Annotated in this window: 16 protein-coding genes; 5 read left to right on the forward strand and 11 right to left on the reverse strand. The window is 64.4% G+C overall.

The window, feature by feature from the left end; all coding sequences use genetic code 11:
• The 3 genes from ACFVTE_RS19175 to ACFVTE_RS19185 form a co-directional block, all read right to left on the reverse strand.
• The coding region (locus ACFVTE_RS19175; protein WP_387103092.1) for an amino acid permease at positions 1–503 on the reverse strand (503 nt) is incomplete at its 3' end.
• Between the two features lie 111 nt (positions 504–614).
• Complete coding sequence (locus tag ACFVTE_RS19180; protein ID WP_387103094.1) at positions 615–1,547, reverse strand: glutaminase; 933 nt, start codon at positions 1,545–1,547, stop codon at positions 615–617.
• Complete coding sequence (locus tag ACFVTE_RS19185; protein ID WP_387103097.1) at positions 1,544–3,142, reverse strand: PucR family transcriptional regulator; 1,599 nt, start codon at positions 3,140–3,142, stop codon at positions 1,544–1,546. Before ACFVTE_RS19185 ends, ACFVTE_RS19180 begins: the two co-directional genes overlap by 4 nt.
• Before the next feature lie 494 nt (positions 3,143–3,636).
• Between ACFVTE_RS19185 and ACFVTE_RS19190 the strand changes: the two genes are divergently transcribed.
• On the forward strand, positions 3,637–5,799 hold the full coding sequence (locus ACFVTE_RS19190; protein ID WP_387103099.1) for a glycogen debranching N-terminal domain-containing protein: 2,163 nt from the start codon (positions 3,637–3,639) through the stop codon (positions 5,797–5,799).
• 140 nt (positions 5,800–5,939) lie between these two features.
• Here ACFVTE_RS19190 and ACFVTE_RS19195 read toward each other — a convergent pair whose 3' ends face one another.
• From ACFVTE_RS19195 to ACFVTE_RS19215, 5 genes are all read right to left on the reverse strand, one after another.
• Positions 5,940–7,190: a type II toxin-antitoxin system HipA family toxin gene (locus ACFVTE_RS19195; RefSeq protein WP_387103101.1), complete on the reverse strand. Its 1,251-nt coding sequence runs from the start codon at positions 7,188–7,190 to the stop codon at positions 5,940–5,942.
• Complete coding sequence (locus tag ACFVTE_RS19200; protein ID WP_387103103.1) at positions 7,187–7,444, reverse strand: helix-turn-helix transcriptional regulator; 258 nt, start codon at positions 7,442–7,444, stop codon at positions 7,187–7,189. Before ACFVTE_RS19200 ends, ACFVTE_RS19195 begins: the two co-directional genes overlap by 4 nt.
• 468 nt (positions 7,445–7,912) lie before the next feature.
• Positions 7,913–8,173, reverse strand: a complete 261-nt coding sequence (locus tag ACFVTE_RS19205; protein ID WP_387103105.1) for a DUF429 domain-containing protein — start codon at positions 8,171–8,173, stop codon at positions 7,913–7,915.
• Between the two features lie 124 nt (positions 8,174–8,297).
• Positions 8,298–8,885 (reverse strand): TMEM175 family protein, encoded by a 588-nt coding sequence (locus tag ACFVTE_RS19210; RefSeq protein WP_387103108.1) that lies wholly within the window; start codon positions 8,883–8,885, stop codon positions 8,298–8,300.
• A gap of 157 nt (positions 8,886–9,042) precedes the next feature.
• Positions 9,043–10,632 carry an ATP-dependent DNA ligase gene (locus tag ACFVTE_RS19215; RefSeq protein ID WP_387103109.1) on the reverse strand — a complete coding sequence of 530 codons (1,590 nt, stop codon included), beginning with the start codon at positions 10,630–10,632 and terminating at the stop codon, positions 9,043–9,045.
• Positions 10,633–10,695: 63 nt separating this feature from the next.
• Here ACFVTE_RS19215 and ACFVTE_RS19220 point away from each other — a divergent pair, with 63 nt between their 5' ends.
• Positions 10,696–11,298, forward strand: coding sequence for a dihydrofolate reductase family protein (locus ACFVTE_RS19220; protein ID WP_387103112.1), 603 nt, complete (start codon positions 10,696–10,698; stop codon positions 11,296–11,298).
• 940 nt (positions 11,299–12,238) lie between these two features.
• Positions 12,239–13,156, forward strand: a complete 918-nt coding sequence (locus tag ACFVTE_RS19225) for a pseudouridine-5'-phosphate glycosidase (RefSeq protein WP_387103114.1) — start codon at positions 12,239–12,241, stop codon at positions 13,154–13,156.
• 300 nt (positions 13,157–13,456) lie between these two features.
• On the opposite strand, the gene ACFVTE_RS19230 is transcribed toward ACFVTE_RS19225, so the two are convergent.
• Entirely contained in the window at positions 13,457–13,636 is a 180-nt protein-coding gene (locus ACFVTE_RS19230) for a hypothetical protein (protein WP_387103117.1), read from the reverse strand.
• A gap of 344 nt (positions 13,637–13,980) precedes the next feature.
• Between ACFVTE_RS19230 and ACFVTE_RS19235 the strand changes: the two genes are divergently transcribed.
• Both ACFVTE_RS19235 and ACFVTE_RS19240 read left to right on the forward strand, forming a co-directional pair.
• The gene (locus tag ACFVTE_RS19235; RefSeq protein ID WP_387103119.1) at positions 13,981–15,156 is read left to right on the forward strand and encodes an NAD(P)/FAD-dependent oxidoreductase; all 1,176 of its coding nucleotides are present in this window, start codon (positions 13,981–13,983) and stop codon (positions 15,154–15,156) included.
• A 4-nt stretch (positions 15,157–15,160) separates the two neighbouring features.
• Positions 15,161–16,036 (forward strand): RNA polymerase sigma-70 factor, encoded by an 876-nt coding sequence (locus ACFVTE_RS19240; RefSeq protein ID WP_387103122.1) that lies wholly within the window; start codon positions 15,161–15,163, stop codon positions 16,034–16,036.
• 495 nt (positions 16,037–16,531) lie between these two features.
• On the opposite strand, the gene ACFVTE_RS19245 is transcribed toward ACFVTE_RS19240, so the two are convergent.
• Both ACFVTE_RS19245 and ACFVTE_RS19250 read right to left on the reverse strand, forming a co-directional pair.
• Complete coding sequence (locus ACFVTE_RS19245; protein WP_387103125.1) at positions 16,532–17,491, reverse strand: 2-hydroxyacid dehydrogenase; 960 nt, start codon at positions 17,489–17,491, stop codon at positions 16,532–16,534.
• Entirely contained in the window at positions 17,488–18,687 is a 1,200-nt protein-coding gene (locus tag ACFVTE_RS19250; protein ID WP_387103126.1) for a pyridoxal phosphate-dependent aminotransferase, read from the reverse strand. The genes ACFVTE_RS19245 and ACFVTE_RS19250 overlap by 4 nt, the downstream gene beginning before the upstream one ends.
• Positions 18,688–18,801 lie beyond the last annotated feature (114 nt).

Consider the following 18,801-nt stretch of genomic DNA (forward strand, 5'->3'; position numbering starts at 1 on the left):
AGGACGACGACGAGGGCGGTCAGTGCCCAGACCCACTGGGGGACGTCGGCCATCCAGGGGATGTAGTTGCCGAAGAAGTTCATGTAGAGCGCGGCGGCGGTGATGTCCACGATGGTGGTGGTGGCCCAGTTGATCCAGTAGAACCAGCCGGAGACGAAGGCTGCTTTTTCGCCGAAGAATTCGCGGGCGTAGGAGACGAACGAGCCCGACGATGGCCGGTGCAGCACCAGTTCGCCGAGGGCGCGCAGGATCAGGAAGGCGAAGAAGCCGCAGACGGCGTACGCGATGACCAGGGACGGTCCGGCGGCGTTGAGCCGGCCGCCGGCGCCGAGGAACAGCCCGGTGCCGATCGCGCCGCCGATGGCGATCATCTGGATCTGCCGCGGCTTCAGGCTCTTGTGGTAGCCCTTGTCCTCGGCATGCAATGCCGCTTCCGAAGCATGTGACTGTTGCGGGACCGCCTGGTGCAAAACAACCGCATCATTGGGGCTGTTGTGAGGCATGGTGTTCCTTTCGATGGGGAATGATCTGGCTGGGGGAAGGCTGTGAGTAAGGAAGAAGCTGGTCCCGGGTTATCCGGGAAGGGTTGCAGGTCGGGAAGGAAGGGCTGCAGGTCAGAAAACGGACCAGCCGGTGCGGTCGGACAGGTCGGCGAGGGCCGCACTGCCGGCCAGGGAGTTGCCTTTGGCATCCAGGCGAGGGCTCCAGACGCAGATGGCGCAGTGGCCGGGGACGACAACCACGATCCCGCCGCCCACACCGCTTTTTCCGGGTAGTCCCACCCGGTACGCGAATTCACCTGCCGCGTCGTACATGCCGCAGGTCAGCATGATGGAACCGATACGTTTCGCTTCACTCCGGGACAGCACCGCACCGGAGGCTCCGATACCGCCCCGTGCGAGGAAGAGCGCGGCCTTGGCCACTTCCTCGCAGGTCATCATGATGGAACACTGGCGCACATAGTTTTCCACCACAGCCTTAGCGGACCGCCGAAGGTTGCCGAAGTCTTTGAGGAAGTGGGCCAGGGCCAGGTTGCGGCTGCTGTTGGAAAGCTCGTTCATCGCCGCTGCTTCGTCAATGAACGGCCCTGGGCCGCCGGCCTCTTCGGTGAGGAAGCGCAGGAGCGCGGAGGCCGCGTCTTGAGTTTCCTCCATCAGGTGGTCGGTGACTACCAGTGCACCGGCGTTAATAAATGGGTTCCTCGGGATGCCGTGCTCCACCTCCAGCTGGACCAGGGAATTGAAGGCAGTCCCGGACGGTTCGCGTAACACCCGGGACCACACCGACCCCGGACCCTCCCGCTGCAGGGCCATGGCCAGTGTGAACACCTTTGAAATGCTCTGGATTGAGAAAGGAACGTGGGCGTCCCCCGAAGTAACGACCTCCCCGGACACGGTAGCCACGGCTATCCCGAACCTGTTGAAGGGGACCGCCGCAAGGGACGGGATGTGGGTCGGGACGGATCCGGATTCCCGCTGAGGCCTGTGGGTGCGGACGATGTCATCGAGTAGCGGGTCCAGAGGCGGGGCATCGAGTGTTGTGGTCATTTCCTGCCTTGACGTTCTTTGGCGGTATCGGCCAATGCCTGGATATGCAGGATGGCCACCAGCGCGTCGCGAGGCTTGCCGAAATCCAGCCCAGTGACACGGGTGGCCTTGCTGATCCGGTAGTAGACGGTGTTTTTGTGCAGGGCCATGCGCTTGGCGCATTCGGCAACGTCAAGCGAGACGTCGAAGTACACACGCAGGGTTTCGGCGAGCTCGGCGTCGTCCCGCAAAAGGGCGGACAGGCTGCGGTGACGGAACGGAGACGTAAGGAAGCTCCGAACGGCGTCACGGAAGAGGATTTCACCCTCGAAATCCGCCACGGTGGCTACGGACGTTTCACCTGATGTCCCGACACAGTCCAGCAGGGCCTCGGTGATCGGGGTAACGGAGTGCAGGGCCAGCAGGTCAGGAGCCACCGGGCTAACGGCGGCGAAGGGGCTGATGCCCAGGTGCTTGTCCGCGTCGCGGACGATGGCTTCGGCCATGCTCCGCAGACCGGGTTCCGCAGCGGCTGACTGCAGGCCCGGGATGATGACGGCGGTGACACCCTTGAACTGACCGACGACGGCGGACGCCTTGTAGGCCGCGGCGTGAATGGAGGCCAGGCTGGCGAGCTCGCCATGCTTCAAGGCGGCATCATCAGCCTGGGAGTCGGTCTGGGACATTCCTATCAGGATCAGTGCCGCGGGGCGCTCCGCGGGGATCTTCCCGCTGCGGGCACTTGCGGCGGCCTCCGCCGGACCGGAAAGAATCCGGGCAATGCGGTCCTCGCGCATGTGTACGGACTGCTGATTGCGGTAACGGATCAGCTCGGCGGAGGCCCGGGCAGCGGATCCTGTGAGCACGTAGTCAACGTCGGCGGTGAAGCCGTCCCCGGTTTCCTGAAGCCAGATGTAGCCCATGATTCGGTCACCGGCAAACAGCGTGATGGCCACGCGCTCCCTCAGGCCGTCCTGCGGCCTGGCTGGCACACGCACCGGGAGCCGGGTTCTGTGCAGTTCCCGGTAGGCACCGAGGTCCTTGAGCAGCAGTTCGTATTTCCGCGGGCCGCGCCGGGCCAGGATGGACGCCTTCCGCAGTTCGTCGATGTCGTTGGAGACCGTGGAGTAGGCCAGGACCTTGTTGGCGGCATCCTCTATCACCACATGGCTCGAGGTCAGGCGTGCGGTGGTCTGGGCGATGGCAAACAGGTCTTCTTCCAGCAGTGTCAGCACTTCACTCTGGTAACTGCGCGGCTGGATCCGGTCCTTGGCGATCGACAGGAGCCGGTCCCAATCGGCAGCGGGGTCGACCAGCAGCAGCCCGGTGCCGGCGGCGCCCAGCAGTTCCTCGGCGTCAGTCAGCTCTTCGCGGGTTCCCTTTACCGCAACAACCGGCGGCGGGTTTTTCAGGAGCCGGCGCAGTACCGGCAAAGCCGAGCGGCCACGGACGCCGATGAGCAGGACAAAGGCTGCGCCGGCGTCGGGCGTTTCATCGTCGGCATCGACGATCAGGAACTTTTCGACCGCCGAACGCTCGGGGGCGGGCCGCATGATGAGGGTGGCGAAACCCAGGGGGAAGTCCGAAAGGATATCGTCCACCGTAACCGCGGTCATGGTTTCCTTCTGCGTCGATCCGCCCGGACGGCTCTGTCCGGTCACCTCATGGTATCGAGTGAACTTCACCCAAAATATGTGAGCGGATCCAAATGAATCGGCGGGTTTTCGGTTTCCAGTCCAAGCAATTGCCCGTGTGCCACAGCCTGGTGTCCAGCGAAAGTGCGCCGAAGGTGCAGCCGAGTCGGGTTCCTGAAGCAGGGAAAGGCGGGGGCGGACTGCGTCGGTGCGGCTGCTCGGCGGCTTCCGGCGGCCGGAGGGGGAGTGGCCCGGGCGGGCTTACTTCGTGCCCTGCATGCCGCATGAAGATTAGTCCTGCATCAAGGCAACGCACGGGCTGATTCGGCTACTCCCAGCGGGAAAGCGAGGGCTGGAATCAAGCGGCATACCGGCGTAGCGTCAAGAAGCGGGACCGGCCCACAGGCCGGGGTGCAATTCGACCGGCCGGCCGCCTCTTGTGCTTGGTGTGCAGGTCGATACGGAAGGAGCGCCGAATGGCTGGATGGAATGCCGACACCGCTGCAGGCTCGCCGGGTCCAGGATCGGTCACTTTGGTAGAGGGCTCATCGTTTTGTATCTCCGCGGCGAACGGCGACATGCACGCCGGGTCGCCGCACGGGGTTTTTGTGGAGGACACCCGGATCCTCTCCTGCTGGCAGTTACTCATTAATGAGGCCCCGCTGGAGCCGCTGGGGACAAAGACGAAGGAACCGTACCGGGCCCAGTTTTACGGCCGCGTCCCCCGGTCGGACGGACACGCAGACAGCCCGCTGATCGTCGAACGCGTCCGCGAAGTCGGTGCCGGCATGCTCGAGCGCATTACCGTCCGAAACTACTCAGCGGCCGCCGCTGAGTGCGTCGTTACCCTCCGGGTGGAGGCCGACTTCGCAGACCTCTTCGAGGTGAAGGAGGCCCGCGTCCAACGTCGCTGGGAGCAGACGCGTGAAGCGGCAGGAGACTCGCTAACCATCCGGGCAGCCTGGCAGAACGTCCGGAAAGGTGTAGTGGTTGCGGCCGAGGGCGCCGATACCGCCCCCGACGGCCTGATCTACCGATTCGCTATCCCGCCCCATGGACAGTGGAGCACGAGCATAAGCGTCGTGCCCGTCACCGACGGAGCAGGCGGCTCCACCGGACTTTTCGTGCGCCCGCATGAAGGCGAAATTTCGCCCCGCGACCGGCGCCGGCAGGAGTGGGTGTCCAAGATTCCCGTGCTGCAAATGGGCAACGCCTCCATCGAGCGGACGCTGCGCCGCAGTTATGACGACCTGGGCGCGCTCCGCATTGAGGACCCCGACCACCCGGACCGGGTCGTGGTGGCCGCCGGCGCCCCGTGGTTCATGGCATTATTTGGCCGGGATTCGCTCTGGGCATCCCTCATGGCACTGCCGGTGGACCCGTCCTTGGCCTTTGGCACCATTCAGACTTTGGCGGACCGTCAGGGGCGGGTCGTGGATGAGATGAGCGAGGAGGAACCGGGCAAGATCCTCCACGAAGTCAGGTTCGATGTGTCCAGCAGGCTGGCTCTTGGCGGCAAATCCGCCTACTTCGGCAGTGTCGACGCCACCCCGCTGTTTGTCGCACTCTTCGGGGAAGTCAGCCGTTGGGGGTTCGCTCCAGCAACTGTCTCCAACCTGCTGCCGCATGTTGACCGGGCGCTGGACTGGATTCGCAATTACGGGGACCGGGACGGCGACGGCTTCGTCGAGTATGAGCGGCTCAACGACCGGGGACTCATCAACCAGGGCTGGAAGGATTCATGGGACGGCATCAACTTTGCCGACGGCAGGGTGGCCGAGCCGCCTATCGCCTTGTGCGAGGTCCAGGCCTACGTTTACAGCGCGTACATGGCCCGCTCCTGGATAGCCCGCGACGCCGGCGACATCGAACTGGCGGCCGAGTACCGGGATCTCGGGGCGCAACTGAAGCGGCAGTTCAACGAACGGTTCTGGCTCCCCGACCGCGGCTACTACGCCATCGCCCTGGACGGGCAGAAACGTCCTGTCGACGCCTGCGCGTCCAACATGGGTCAATGCCTGTTGTTTGGCATTGTTGATGCGGACAAGGCCGCGTCGGTCGCCGAACGGTTGATGTCCCCGGAGATGTTCAGTGGCTGGGGTGTCCGAACGCTGGCGAGTAACATGGGTGCCTATAACCCGGCGAGCTACCACAACGGGTCAGTTTGGCCGCACGATAATGCCATCATCGCGGCCGGACTTCTGCGTTACGGCTTCGTTGAGCAGGCGCAGCGAATCTCCACCGCTCTGTTTGAGGCGGCGGAATACTCCGATGGGCGTCTGCCGGAACTGTTCTGCGGCTTCAGCCGCCAGCAATTCGACGAACCCATCCCTTACCCCACGGCGTGCTCACCACAGGCATGGGCCGCAACCACCCCTATCCAATTAGTGAAGGGGCTGATGGGCTACTACGCCGACGTTGCCCGCGGTGGCCTGTGGATGGATCCAGTGTTCCCCGAGTCCTATGGCGATCTCCACATCACCAACGCACCCATGGCCAATGGCAGGATCACGATAGACATCACACACTCCAATGCCAAGGTTCAGGGGCTGCCCGAGGGCATGCTTTTCCACCACGGGATCCGGCCGTGGGCTGCAGACCTAGCCCAACAGGCAGAAAGCATCAAAAAGCCTAGTTAGCCCCTCCGCGCGGCAGGAAGGGCGTAATCGGCCATACTGATGCACCAACTCTGATCAGCGGTTGGCACGCCTGGCCGGCAGAGGACGACCCGGCTACGGCTAGCCTTTGACGTCAAGCGTGGTTGCGCAGGCCATGGCAGCTAGTGCAGCGACCGGCGGGCGGTACCGCCGTTGAGCAGGTCACTGGCGCGCACTGGCACGAGTTCGCGGAGGAAGTCCAGTCGTTCCGGCGCACAGGATTCGGCGGCGGCGGCCGCTATGGCTTCCAGGGCCGACACAGCGGTTTGCCGTGCGTCGTCCTCGTCCATGCCCCAGGCTGCGCCTTCCCGTGCGAGATGTTCAAGGGTGATGTAGCCGAGTCGGACTTGCCCGGAGATGGCGTGGCCGGCGTTGGTGCTGGGAGCGTACAGCAGCAGGGTGGGTGCCACATCATAGAGAGGGGCAAGGAGCACCTCGCCGCCGTCGCGCAGGATGAGCGAGTAGTTTTTGGAGTGGGCGTCCCCGTTGCCGATGATCAGGTTGAAGGTAACCGCCCGGAGCAGGTCCCGGCGAAACGCTGCGTCGTCGCGTGTGTGTGGGGCGGCTGCGGTGACCAGCCGGGTCAGCCGGGATGGCGGGGCTGAGCTGCCTTCGTACTTCGCTTCGCTTGCCAGTGCGAGTGCCTGGGTGAAGTCTTCCTGGTGGAGACGTCTGCCGTCCGGCTGCCGGTCGAAGCGGTCCACGACGATGGCCTGGCGGGTGCCGAACAGCTGCAGGTGTGCCTTTGCTGCGGGTATTTCGGCGGCTGCTGCCGTCCGCAGCGCCCAGTCCTCGGAGGCGAGGAGATCCGGGATCGTTGATTCCAGGGGGTCCGGTTTGATGATGTGGGTGGAGACGGCTCCGCGGCCGGGCCATGCCCAGCCGTCGCCGTGGCGGGTCAGCAGCACCTTTGACTGGACTCCGCCCAAGGACGCGGTGATGAGGAAGTCATCGGGCAGGTCCCAGGTTGGCAGAGACTCCACGACGGTCGTGACCTGATGGTCGGTCATGGGTGCCGCAGCGCCCGGTACGTCGGGGGATTCGCCGGGCGGCAGGATTTGAACCGCGCCGGCGCAGTCGGCCCCGAGAACCCGCAACAGGCCGAAGGCGTCCGGGGTGGACAGTCCGTTTTCCCTGGCGATGTGCGACCGCACCTGGCCCTCGGGCAGGAGCCCGTCGAAGAAGTCGTACACTTCCGGGCCGTCGATCCGGTTCCTGGTTACCGGCAAGGAGAGTGAGAGCAGGATGGAGCCTGCGCCGTACTCCGCCAGGACTGAGCGGTCGTACTGAAAGGACAGTCGAAGGCCGCTGCCTTTCAGCTCACCGATCCGATGCCCGTGGAGGAAGACGTCGAGGCTTTTCCGGGCGCTCATGGGCGGACCTGTAGTTTGGAGAACCGCGGCACCAGGGCGACGTCGCGGCCCAGGATCCTGATGGCCTGCATGGCAATGACCAAGGACACGGCTTCTCCGCGCTCCAGCCTGACAATAGTTCCCCGGGTCACCTTGAGCCGGGCAGCCAGGTCCTGCTGTGTCAGACCGGCTTCTTTACGCGTGTCACTGATGGCCCGGCCCAGAGAGGGTGCGTCTACGGCTCTGTAGAACGGCGTCGGCTCGTCGTGTTCCATATATCGATCATATTGCCTACGGGTGTAAATGTTCAAAATATCGCACTTTCCGGTCTTGAGTCAGAATGTGCGATATTTCGGTCATCCGCTTTCATTGATCGCCGTCGGGAGCGGAGCTCGCATCGGGCGAGGGGTTTCGTGTTGAGCTGAGCGAGCCGGTGGCGATCTCCGACACTCCCGTCCACATCAATTTTGTCGTCGACAGCGGGATTCGCTAAGCCATCAGGGGAAAGGGCGCAATGACTCCCAAAGTGTGGCTTCCTGACCCGTACTCTGCATGCTTCGGGGACCTTACAGTGTCTGTGTTGCTTCTTCATGCGAGTTCCAGAGTGTTGCGGCATGATCTCGTTCAGGAGGGCGCGGTCTCCTTCGAGCGATGCGTTGTGCCACTGAGAGGGTCGTCGGTGCGCTTACGAGTGGGTATTTGCGGGTAGTGGTTCACGGTGTGTCATGGACCATGCGGTCGCCCTATCTGTTTAGCTCGGTGAGCGGACGGGTTGGCAGGTGGATCCAGCCCTCCTCACTCGCTGCATGGCTCTGGTCCGGTGCTGGAAGCAGGGTGGATTGGCGTGCGGTGGCGCGGGCTGTCAGGGATGCGATGACGGAATCGAGCAAATCGTCCGAGGCGGCCAGGTGGTCGCGGTAGGCCTCCAGGTCGCGCCTGCCTGTCACTCCACTCAATGACCGCAGCAGCCGTTCGCTTCGGATCTGCGGCCAGGTCAACTCCAAGGGTCCTCACGCTGTCACTCTAAACGCAACAGGAACCGTAGAACCTGGCCCCGGTAGGGAAACGGTGGCGACGCAGCGAACGATGACACCTTCAAGTACCGGACCATAGGCAGCCCCGGGCGGGTCAGTCCCGGTGAGCCCGGGTGACGAAGTGCTCAACCCGGCGGTCAGGAATTAGCCAGATCAGGGCCACGATGGTGTAGGCCGCAACCCCAAGCAGTGGCTGGACTGTGGTCAGCCCAAGGCCTGCGACGTAAATCAATGGCGAGGCTTTGCCTTTCCAGTCCCGGCCAATTGCCTGCGCGAGGGGGCCATCCCGGCCTTGTTGGCGGATCAGTGCCTGTTCCAGGATGAAGTATGCGATCGCGGCGCAAAGCAAGTTGATCCCGTACGTCAGAACCGGGATCTGCACGAAGCCGGACTCATCCATCCAGCGGGTGGTGAACGGGATGAGAGAAAGCCAGAACAACAGGTGCAGATTGGCCCAGAGGATCGCGCCGTTGACCCTGCTTGCCAGATGGATCATGTGGTGGTGATTGTTCCAGTAAATTCCGACGTAGACGAAGCTGAGCAGGTAACTGAGGAATGTGGGCAGGACGGACCCCAAACCACGCCAGGTCGGTTCTTCCGGCACATGGAGTTCCAGCACCATGATTGTGATGATGATGGCGAGCACACCATCACTGAACGCCTCCAGACGGTTCTTGTTCACCGGCTTCCCTCCATCTAAGCAACATCCTAATTCCGGATCCTCAGCCAGGGCCCGGCAAGCTCGGCACACAACGATCGTGGGCTCATCAAGACCTTCGCCGCTGCTAGGATCCGAAGCTCTTGCACGCGCCTGCACGGAAAACGCTAAACCATCAGCTTTAGGGGAGTGGGGCGTCTTTTTCCGAAGCTGGCTCCGCCGGCGCGGGCGATACCTTGCTGCCCCGTGGGGGACGGAGCAGAGCGCGCAACGTCTGGATGGTGTCGGCCTCCGCGGCCGTCTTGTCGTCACGGTAGCGCTTGACGCGTGCGAACCGAAGGGCGATTCCACCTGGATAGCGAGGAGAGCTCTGCACGCCGTCGATGGCGATCTCGACCACGGTGACCGGCTCGGTCCACACCGTACCCGCCGTACGCCGCACCTCCAACTCCTGGAACCTTTCAGTCTGCCATTGCAGCAGCGCGTCCGTGAGGCCCTTGAAAGTCTTGCCCACCATCACGTAACCGCCGGGTTCGCCGAACTCGCCAACAGGGTCCAGGGCTCCGAGGTGCAGGTTCGACAGCAGCCCGGTGCGCCGTCCTGACCCCCATTCGCAGGCGAGCACCACCAGGTCGTAGGTGAGCACCGGCTTCACCTTGATCCAGTTCGAGCCCCGCCGCCCGGCCGCGTAGGCCGAGCCCACCGCCTTCACGACCACACCCTCATGGCCGGCGGCCAGCGCATCGCGCGACACTCTCTCGGCAACAGCCGCATCCGCAGTGATTTTCCCCGGGATGCGGTGACCGGGGGCGATGCGCTCGAGCACGTCGATGCGTGTGGACAGCGGCTCGTCGAGCAGGTCGCGCCCGTCGATGTGCAGCACGTCGAAAAACCACGGATGCAGCAGCGTGGTGCGCGCCGCGTTCGCCCCGAACCGGGACATGGTCTCCTGGAACGGCCGGGGGCGGCCGTCCTCGTCGAGGGCTAGGGTCTCGCCGTCGAGGATCACATCGCGCACGGGCAGTCCGCGCACCACCTCCACCACCTCAGGCAGCCGATGGGTCACCTCGGCCAGCGTGCGGGTGTAGATGCGCACGTCGTCGCCGGCGCGGTGCACCTGGATGCGTGCGCCGTCGAGCTTGTATTCCACCGACGCTTCCCCCGTCGCCTCCAGCGCCTCACCGGCACTGGCCGCGGTTGCGGCGAGCATGGGCTGCACGGGACGCCCGACGACGAGGCCGACCGCGTCAAGCTGGGCTGCGGTGCCCGTGATCGCCAGTAGGGCGGTCCCGCCGAGATCGCCGGAGAGCATCGCTGCGCGGCGTACGGCCTCGACCGGCCGGCCGGCGGCGCGGGCAACCGCATCCGTCAGGACGCCTTCGAGTGCACCGGTACGAAGTTCTCCCAGCAGCACGCCGGCGATGAAGGCCTGCTCCCGTTCGGTGGCTTCCGCCATCAGAGTCCGAAGGGTGGCGGCGCGTTCCACGGTCGAGCCAGCCCCTGCGGCTGCCAGCAGCCGGTCCAACGCAACGTCGAGGTGGGCGATGGTGAGGTTCGGCTCAGGAGCCGGCACGCCCCGGGCCGCCCTCATACCGCTCCAGCCGATCCCGACTCGGCCCTGGCGAGGTTTGGCGGTGAGCAAGCCGACCGCCGTCGGGATGTCAGCGGGGTCGAGCCGGAGCAGCAGGCCTGCCAGTTCGGTGACCTTGGCGAGCCTGGAGCGGGTGGCCGCGACGGTTTCCAAGGTCCTCACGAGCTCGTCGAGCAGCATGGCACCAGTGTGTCACGGCCGCTGGCTATGGACAGCGATTAAGCCCTGTTCCAGAATGGGCGCGTGGGAATTATCGTCGCCAACCTTTTTGTCACCCTCGACGGCGTCTACCAGGCGCCGGGCGGCAGCGAAGAAGACACCGCCGGCGGATTCGTCTTCGGTGGCTGGCAGGCACCCGTGTCCGATGACCAGGCCGGCGCTGCCATCGGCGAGGAGATTGGACGCATCGACGCCCTGCTCCTCGGTCGGAGGACCTACGACATTTTCGCGTCCTACTGGCCGCACCAGTCCGGCGAGATCGGCGGCACGCTCAACAGGGTGCCCAAGTTCGTCGTCTCCAATTCACTGGTTGCTCCGGCGTGGGCAGGCACCAAGGTGCTGCCAAATGCAGAGGCAGCGGGCCGGCTCCGTGAAGAGTTCGACGAGGTGCACATGTTTGGCAGCGGCGTCCTCATCCGGTCGCTGCTGGCGGCGGACGTGCTCGACCGCCTCCACCTCTGGCTCTATCCGATCACCCTCGGGCAGGGCAAGCGCATCTTCGACGCCGGAACCGTCCCCGCCTCCTTCCGGCTCGCCGAGCCGGCGCGCACCTTCCCGAAGGGGGCGGTGTCGCTGGTCTACGACCGGGCGGGCAGCGTGGCGACGCAGAACATGCCGGGCGTCTGACTGGCCATTATCGCGTCCATCGCCGCCCAGCAGCGGAGCGAGGAGTCGGGACTCCCCGTTTCGGGTTTCAGAGTAGGAGTACGACGCCGGCGGCCGCCTGGTGCGCGAAACCACCCCCTACCGCTTCACGGGCGACGGGGAGCCGGACGCCGAGCAGGCGTGATGCACCTCTGCCGTCACACGGACTCCGCATACTGCCCCTGTCCATGGGGTATCGCCCGGGCCAGGCAGCAGCAGGTGAGCGAAGAGGTATCCCTGCTGAACTTCAATGACGCGCGAAGAGGTCCCTGCGCAATCCAGCACGAGCTCTAGCGGCCGGAAGGGGGCGCCGGGATGCTCCTGTCCTACGGCGACCTTCGCACCGGAAGCACCAACACAGGCTGCAGTGATGGTGTACAGCCCCGCTGCCGGCACCCTCGCCGTCGTGCCAAAGCCCCGGAGGGGGCCATCTAGTGGCCCCTCCTCAAAAAGGAGAACTGGCCCCGGAACTGCGTTTAAGAGCCGGTCCAGCTCAGCGTAATTTTTAGCCTCGGTGGATGCCATCGTGTTCCATCACCACCTGCTCGGTGCCGACGACCCGAAGGCCTTTTTCACCCTTCCTGGGTGAGCGATGCCCAGCGGTCCTGGATCCGACCGCAGCTGGAACTCAGCTGGTGGTCCGGCCGAGGCAACAAAGATCGCAAGGTTTTCCTAGGCTCCCACCGCCATGATTGTTGTGCCTCGGCGGTGGAGGAGTGGATTTCCTAGGCCCGCACGGGCAGAAGCAGCCGGACCTGAAGGCTGACCCCCACAGGTCCGGCTGCTTCATGATCACTGCTCGTGGCTTTCCGCCTTTTTCGGCCCGCCGGCTGCGCCGTCCCACGGTGATGTCTTGTTGTTGGTTCTCGTGTGCGGGAGCCTTGGTGGGTCAGGTCAGATCACGTTGTATAGGGAGACCATCGTGTCATCCACCCGCACCAGCGTCACGATCTCGGAGGAGGTGGCCGGAGCCGTTGCTGGAGGGCGCCCGGTCGTCGCTTTGGAATCGACCATTTTCACTCACGGGCTCCCGCGTCCGCGCAATCTTGAAGTTGCCTTGGAAGCCGAGGAACGTCTGCGCAGTCAAGGGGTCGTTCCTGCAACGATCGGTGTCGTCGCCGGCGTTCCGACGGTGGGGCTCAGCAGTGAGCAGATCACCTCGCTCTCCCATGACGGGGCAGTCAGGAAAGTCAGCCTCCGCGATCTCCCCGTGGCCGCTGCTCTTCGGCTCGACGGCGGCACAACTGTAGCAGCGACGGCGTTCCTGGCACACCGCGCCGGCATCAAAGTGTTTTCAACCGGCGGTTTGGGTGGAGTTCACCACGGTGCGGCAACATCCTTCGATGAGTCTGCCGATATGACTACCTTGGCGGCCACCCCGATCGTCGTCGTCAGCGCCGGCGTGAAGTCCATTCTGGACGTCGCGGCCACCCTCGAACGGTTCGAAACTCTCAACATCCCGGTCGTCGGTTATAAGACCAATAAGTACCCTGGGTTCTTCGTTTCCGACTCGGGGTTTGCGATCGAATACGCGGTCAACAGCCCGGACGAAGTTGCGGCAATCTGCTGTGCACGCGATCACCTGCACATCGCATCGGCCATTCTGTTGGCGAACCCGGTCGCAGAGGACAAACAGTTACCTCCGGCCGAGCTCGACGACATTCTCTCCCGGGCATGGGCGAAAGCAAAGAAGGACGGGATTAAGGGCAAGGACACCACACCGTTCCTTTTGGACTTCATTCAGCGCGAGACGAACGGCCGCAGCGTGAATGCAAATATCGATGTGTACCGAAGTAACGTGTCCCTCGGTGGCGAAGTCGCCATCGCGCTGACCCGCTGATATGTGGATCTGCTTGTTAAGAGTGCATGGATGAGCAGCTCCTGGGCAGGTGGACAAGGCACGAGATCCTGCAGAGGCCTGGGTATCGGCCAGCAGTTCGGATGGCCGACGGCACAGCAGGAAAAGAATCCCTCCTGCGCAACTGGGTAGCTGTGGTGTTCCAGAAACGGGTACGGACTACTCGTGTGCGCTGTGCCGATTCAGCGGAGACTGTAGTCAGGCCGGCGGCGACGAGTGCCTCTGAGACCAGGGCACCTCCCCCCAGCCGCCGCCGGCCCCCACTTAGTAATGGCAGCGGTGTCAGAGGAACGGGTACACCGGAAAGATGTCCGGAAAGTTTGGTTTTGTCCGGGGCGTCACGGGGGCTTCGTCTGGCTTGGCCTGCGGGGTTGCCGTGTCGCGCTCATGCAACGCAGAAGGCTTTGCGCCTGCGGCCGACTGGGCTTCGACGTCGGTGTCCCTGGCTGACTGGAACGGCATTGCTGGTCCCCCTTCACCTTTGCGGAAGCCTCTTTAGGGATCCATCAGGCTCATCGCTACGGCCAGTATGGTTGTGACCGCTCAAAAGCCGCGCGGCCTTTCCTCAAGACTTAGTCAAGAACCCAAGCGTGAGAGCTCTGGGCGCCGGGTCATACTGCGGGCTAGCAGGTTACAGTGCCCTTACCGGTAGGCCAGCGTCAGGGGTCCGTCGCAGGCTCCTCGCCCCGGGAACGATCTTCCCCGCCCTGGCCCTGCAGGCGCCGCCTCATGGAGAGCGCTGTTGTCACATTCCGGGGTGCAGCGGTGTCCTATGTTCAACAGCGAATCTATTGATGGGAGTGGACATGTCAGCACGAGACGTAGTCATCATCGGAGCGGGGTATGCCGGCGTCATGGCGGCGAACAGGCTTGCCGGAAGCAACCATGACCTCAGAGTCTCCGTGATCAATCCTGTGGCCGACTTTGTCGAGCGGATACGGCTGCATGAGGTCGCTGCCGGGAGCAGGGCAACAGCGGCAGTGCCAATGGGGTCGGTCCTGGCCGGGCATGTGGATTTCATTGAGGATAGCGCATCGCGAATCGACCCGGATGACCGGCGCGTGCATTTCGCCAGCGGCCGGGAACCGATCGGCTATGACGTGCTGCTGTACGCCGTCGGCAGTGGCCTGGTGTCTTCAGGCGCCCCCGACGGGGCGTATGGATTTGGCGATGCAGAGTCTGCGGCCCGGCTCCGGGCGGGGCTTACGCGGCTGGACCGCGGTGCCACCGTGAGCATCGTCGGCGCCGGTCTTACCGGCGTCGAGCTGGCTGCCGAAGTAGCCCAAAAGTATCCACAGTTGCGGGTCCGTCTTATTTCCCGCGGGCTCATTGCCGGTGGCCTGTCCGAATCGGGCGCGACCGCGGTGCGGACCCGGCTGACGGCGTTAGGCGTCGAAATGGTGGAGAATACGGACGTGCAACAGTGCGAGGGCTCGACACTCGTATGTTCAGGCGGGATCACGCTGCCGTCTGATTGCACGGTCTGGGCGGCCGGGTTCCGGGTGCCGCGTCTGGCACGGGACAGCGGGCTGCCAACCGATGCAGAAGCCAGGCTCATTGTTGACGAGTCGCTGTCCTGCCCGGACTACCCGGAGATTTTCGGGGCCGGTGACGCTGTCCGGGTTCCGGACTCGGTCGGCCGCCATCTGCGCATGAGTTGCGCATCCGCCCTGCCGCTGGGCGCACACGCGGCGGACAGTATCACCGCCCGCCTGGAGAACCGTGCCCCGGCCCCATTGTCGGCCGGCTATATGATCCGGTGCATCAGCCTGGGCCGCAAGTCGGGTCTCATCCAGACCGTCACCCCTGATGACCGGCCACGGCGGTTTGTCGTTCGCGGCCGTCTCGCCGGGGTAGCGAAAGAGCAGATATGCCGGATGACACTGTCATGGCTAAAGAGCGAGCTGCGCCGCGGCGGTTCGTTTACGTGGCCCAAGGGCCCGCTGCCGGCGGACGTTTCCGTGCCCGTGGAAGCCAGGTAGCACGATGGGATCGGCCAGCGTCTTCGAGGAACACCGCTCCTTGCTGTTCACCATTGCCTACGAAATCACCGGAACCGTCACAGACGCCGAAGACGTCATCCAGGAAAGCTATCTGAGATGGTCGGCAGTGGACGCGGGCCCTATCGGAAACCAGCGGGCTTACCTGGCCAAAACAGTGACCCGCCAGGCACTGAACTCCCTTCGGACAACGCAACGGCGCCGGGAGGACTACATCGGCCCCTGGCTTCCAGAGCCGCTGGTGACTCTCCCCGATGTGGCTGAAGACGCCGTGCTGGCTGACTCGTTGTCCTTTGCCATGCTGGTCGTCCTGGAGAGCTTGTCCCCGGACGAGCGGGCGGTTTTCGTCCTCCGCGAGGTCTTCGATTTCCCGTACTCCGAAATCGCCGAGGCGACCGGCAAGTCACCGGCGGCCGTCCGCCAGCTGGCAAGCAGGGCCAAGGCCCACGTCCAGGCACGGCAACCGCGCTTCGAAGTGGACGCACAGCGGCAAAAAGCCGTCACCGACCGGTTTATCGCAGCCACTCTTGGCGGCGACGTCCAGGAGCTCATGGACGTTCTCGCGCCCGGGGCCGTCCTACTCTCGGACGGCGGCGGAAAGGTCTCGGCTGCCCGCAGGCCCGTTGTCGGCGCGGACCACGTCGCCCGCTTCCTGCTCGGTATCGCCAAGAAGCCTGTTCCCGACATGCGGGTAGAGATGTCGTCGCTAAACGGGATGCCCGCCATCCTGATTTACAGCGGAGACAGGATCGACCTCGCCGTCGTCGTGGAGTCCAACAACGAACACGTGACCGGCGTATACCTGGTCCGGAATCCGGACAAACTCGGTGCGGCCAACACGACCCGGCAGCTCAGCCGCTAATGCACGAGCGGCTGGCTGTGCCTGCCGGCCCCGGCTACTAGCCGGGGCCGGAACCGGGTGGCTCTGGCGTGGACTGGGCCGCTCATCTGGGGAGACGAGCCTATGGGGCACAAACAGCAGGCTAAGTCCGTGACGGTCGATCACCTGGGATCGGACGCGCCCCAAGGCTTCGGCGCAAGGGGAACAACGACCGACCCACCAACAGAGAGTTTGTCGAACCACTCATGGAGAACTGCCGGCTCATCATGGAGAACTGCCGGCTCAGCAGTGCCCAGCAAAGACAGCATGAGCCCCTCGCCCGGATCGCTTTCTCGCCCGCCGCTGGTTCCGTCCGACGGAGCTGAACTCGCGGTAACGACGGCGTTGCCTCCATAGGTGATGGCATCGCCGCCCGCTGTTGCCCGTCACTCGGACCAAAGTGAAGTTGGCGCCGGACTCATAGTCCGGCGCCAACTTTGTCACATGCCCGGCGGACTAGTTGTCCGCCATGCGCCATTAACCGATCGGTGTGGGCGGCTGCTCGCCGCGGAGCACGGCGAGCGTGTTGTCGGCGGCGAGCACTGCCATGGCGGTGCGCGTCTCGACGGTGGCCGAGCCGAGGTGCGGCACGAGCGTCACATTCTCCAGGTCCAGCAACTCAGGATGAACCTGCGGCTCGTGCTCGAAGACGTCCAGCCCGGCACCGGCGATGACGCCCTCGCGGAGCGCGGCCGCGAGCGCCGCTTCGTCGACGATGGGTCCGCGTGCGGTGTTGACGAGGTAGGTGGAGCTCTTCATCGCTGAGAGCTGCTCCGCGCCGATCAGGTGGTGCGTTGCCGGTCCGTACGGGCAGTGCAGCGAAATAACATCGGAAACAGTCAGGAGTTCGTCGAGGTCGACCCGGCGGGCGCCCAGTTCCGCGGCGATCGCGGGGTCGATCTCGCTGCGTGACTGGTAGACGATTTCCATGCCGAAGGCCTTGGCCCGGCGTGCCGTGGCCTGGCCGATGCCGCCCATGCCGACGACGCCGAGGGTCTTGCCCTGCAGGCTGCTGCCGAGGAGGAAGAACATGCCCCACTTCCACGGCTGGCCGGCGCGGATGAGGCGTTCACCCTCACCGAGCCGGCGGGTTGCCATGAGGATGAGTCCGAAGGCGATGTCGGCGGTGGCCTCGGTCAGCACGCCGGGTGTGTTGGTGGCGATGACACCGCGTGCGGTGCAGGCCGGCACGTCGATGTTGTCGTAGCCGACGGCGACGTTGGAGACGACCTTCAGCTGGGGGCCTGCGGTGTCGAGCAGTTCGGCGTCAATGCGTTCGGTGAGCAGGCTGACGATGGCATCGGCGCCCGCGACGCGGCTCAGGAGCTCGTCGCGGCTGATCGACTCCGGACCGGCCCAGGCGTCGACCTCATGCTCGGCACGAAGCTTTTCGAGTGCGGCGTCTGGAATGCGTCCTGTGACGACTACGCGGCTCATGCGGTCACGATCCAATCGCGCAGACGGCCCAGGCCCTCACGAATCGCGTCCGCTTCGATGCCCGAGTAGGCTAGCCGGATGTACTGGCGGTCCTCGCCCGGCAACCGCCGGCCGAAGTGTTCCCGCGTGCAGAAGGAGACGCCGGTCTTGTACAGGGCGTCGGAGGCGAAGTCGCCGACGGCCGTGTAGCCCAGACGTTCCATGGCCTCGGTGACGTCGGGGAACAGGTAGAACGTCGACTGCGGTACGGCGACTTGCATGCCGGGGATGGAATTGACGAGCTCGCAGGCGGTGTCGCGGCGCGTCTGCAGGGTGTCAAGCATCTGCTGCACGGAATCCTGGGGGCCACGGAGCGCTTCGACGCCGGCCCACTGCACATAGTGGGTGGTGCAGGACTCATCGTTGGTGTTGAGCGTGCTGAGCACCTGGGCGATCTCACGCGGGGCGACGGCGCAGCCGAGCCGTGAACCGGTCATGGCGAACTTCTTGCTGAACGTGTAGAGGATGACAGTACGCTCGGCCATGCCGGGAATCGATGTGATCGAGCTCGAGACGCCCTCATACCGGGTCTCGAAGTAGGCCTCGTCGGAGAGTACCCACAGGTCGTGTTCGATCGCGAGCTGTGCGATGGCCTCGCGCTCAGCGGCAGTCGACTCGGCAGAGATGGGGTTCTGCAGGTCGTTGTAGATGATTGCGACCGTGTTAGGGGTGATCGAGGCGCGGATCTGCTCGAGGTCGATCGCGAAGCCCGTGCTCGTGGGCACATAGCGGTACGGCACCGCCGTTCCGCCGAGGTACTCGATCTGCGACTCGTAGATCGGGAAGCCGGGGTTGGGGTAGAGCACTTCCTGGCCGGGGTTCATGACAGCCTGCAGGAACTTTGTGATCACGGGCTTGCCGCCGGTCATCACCACCACGTTGTCGGCGGAGAACTCGATACCGCGGCGCGAGCCGATATCGTCGGCGAGGGCTTCACGCAGCTGCGGGATGCCGGGGCCGGGGCAGTAGCCCGTGTAGCCGTCAGCGATCGCCCGGTTCATCGCCTCCACGATGTTCGGGGCGGTGGGGATGTTGATGTCGCCCAGATGGAAGGGGTATACCAGGTTCCCCTTCGCCTTCCAAGCGGCGGCGGCTTGCGCGACGCTGAAGGCAGTTTCGGTGCCTAGGCGTTCGAGCCGGTGCGCGAGTTGCTGCATATTCCACTCCTCATCGAGTTGGCGTTCGATCATTCATTGACCGCATCTAGTATAGGACTAATATATTAGAACGCGGAAGTTGATGGGCAAGTGAAGTTTTAGAAATTTCGGTGG

The organism is Arthrobacter sp. NPDC058097 (assembly GCF_042884885.1).
In the GTDB taxonomy this organism is placed as follows: domain Bacteria; phylum Actinomycetota; class Actinomycetes; order Actinomycetales; family Micrococcaceae; genus Arthrobacter.

Coding starts and splice junctions, on each gene's coding strand:
- ACFVTE_RS19235 (WP_387103119.1), top strand. CDS start 13,981: ATGTCAGCACGAGACGTAGTCATCATCGGAGCGGGGTATGCCGGCGTC.
- ACFVTE_RS19200 (WP_387103103.1), bottom strand. CDS start 7,444: ATGGAACACGACGAGCCGACGCCGTTCTACAGAGCCGTAGACGCACCC.
- ACFVTE_RS19230 (WP_387103117.1), bottom strand. CDS start 13,636: ATGCCGTTCCAGTCAGCCAGGGACACCGACGTCGAAGCCCAGTCGGCC.
- ACFVTE_RS19215 (WP_387103109.1), bottom strand. CDS start 10,632: ATGCTGCTCGACGAGCTCGTGAGGACCTTGGAAACCGTCGCGGCCACC.
- ACFVTE_RS19185 (WP_387103097.1), bottom strand. CDS start 3,142: ATGACCGCGGTTACGGTGGACGATATCCTTTCGGACTTCCCCCTGGGT.
- ACFVTE_RS19245 (WP_387103125.1), bottom strand. CDS start 17,491: ATGAGCCGCGTAGTCGTCACAGGACGCATTCCAGACGCCGCACTCGAA.
- ACFVTE_RS19250 (WP_387103126.1), bottom strand. CDS start 18,687: ATGCAGCAACTCGCGCACCGGCTCGAACGCCTAGGCACCGAAACTGCC.
- ACFVTE_RS19190 (WP_387103099.1), top strand. CDS start 3,637: ATGGCTGGATGGAATGCCGACACCGCTGCAGGCTCGCCGGGTCCAGGA.
- ACFVTE_RS19180 (WP_387103094.1), bottom strand. CDS start 1,547: ATGACCACAACACTCGATGCCCCGCCTCTGGACCCGCTACTCGATGAC.
- ACFVTE_RS19195 (WP_387103101.1), bottom strand. CDS start 7,190: ATGAGCGCCCGGAAAAGCCTCGACGTCTTCCTCCACGGGCATCGGATC.
- ACFVTE_RS19240 (WP_387103122.1), top strand. CDS start 15,161: ATGGGATCGGCCAGCGTCTTCGAGGAACACCGCTCCTTGCTGTTCACC.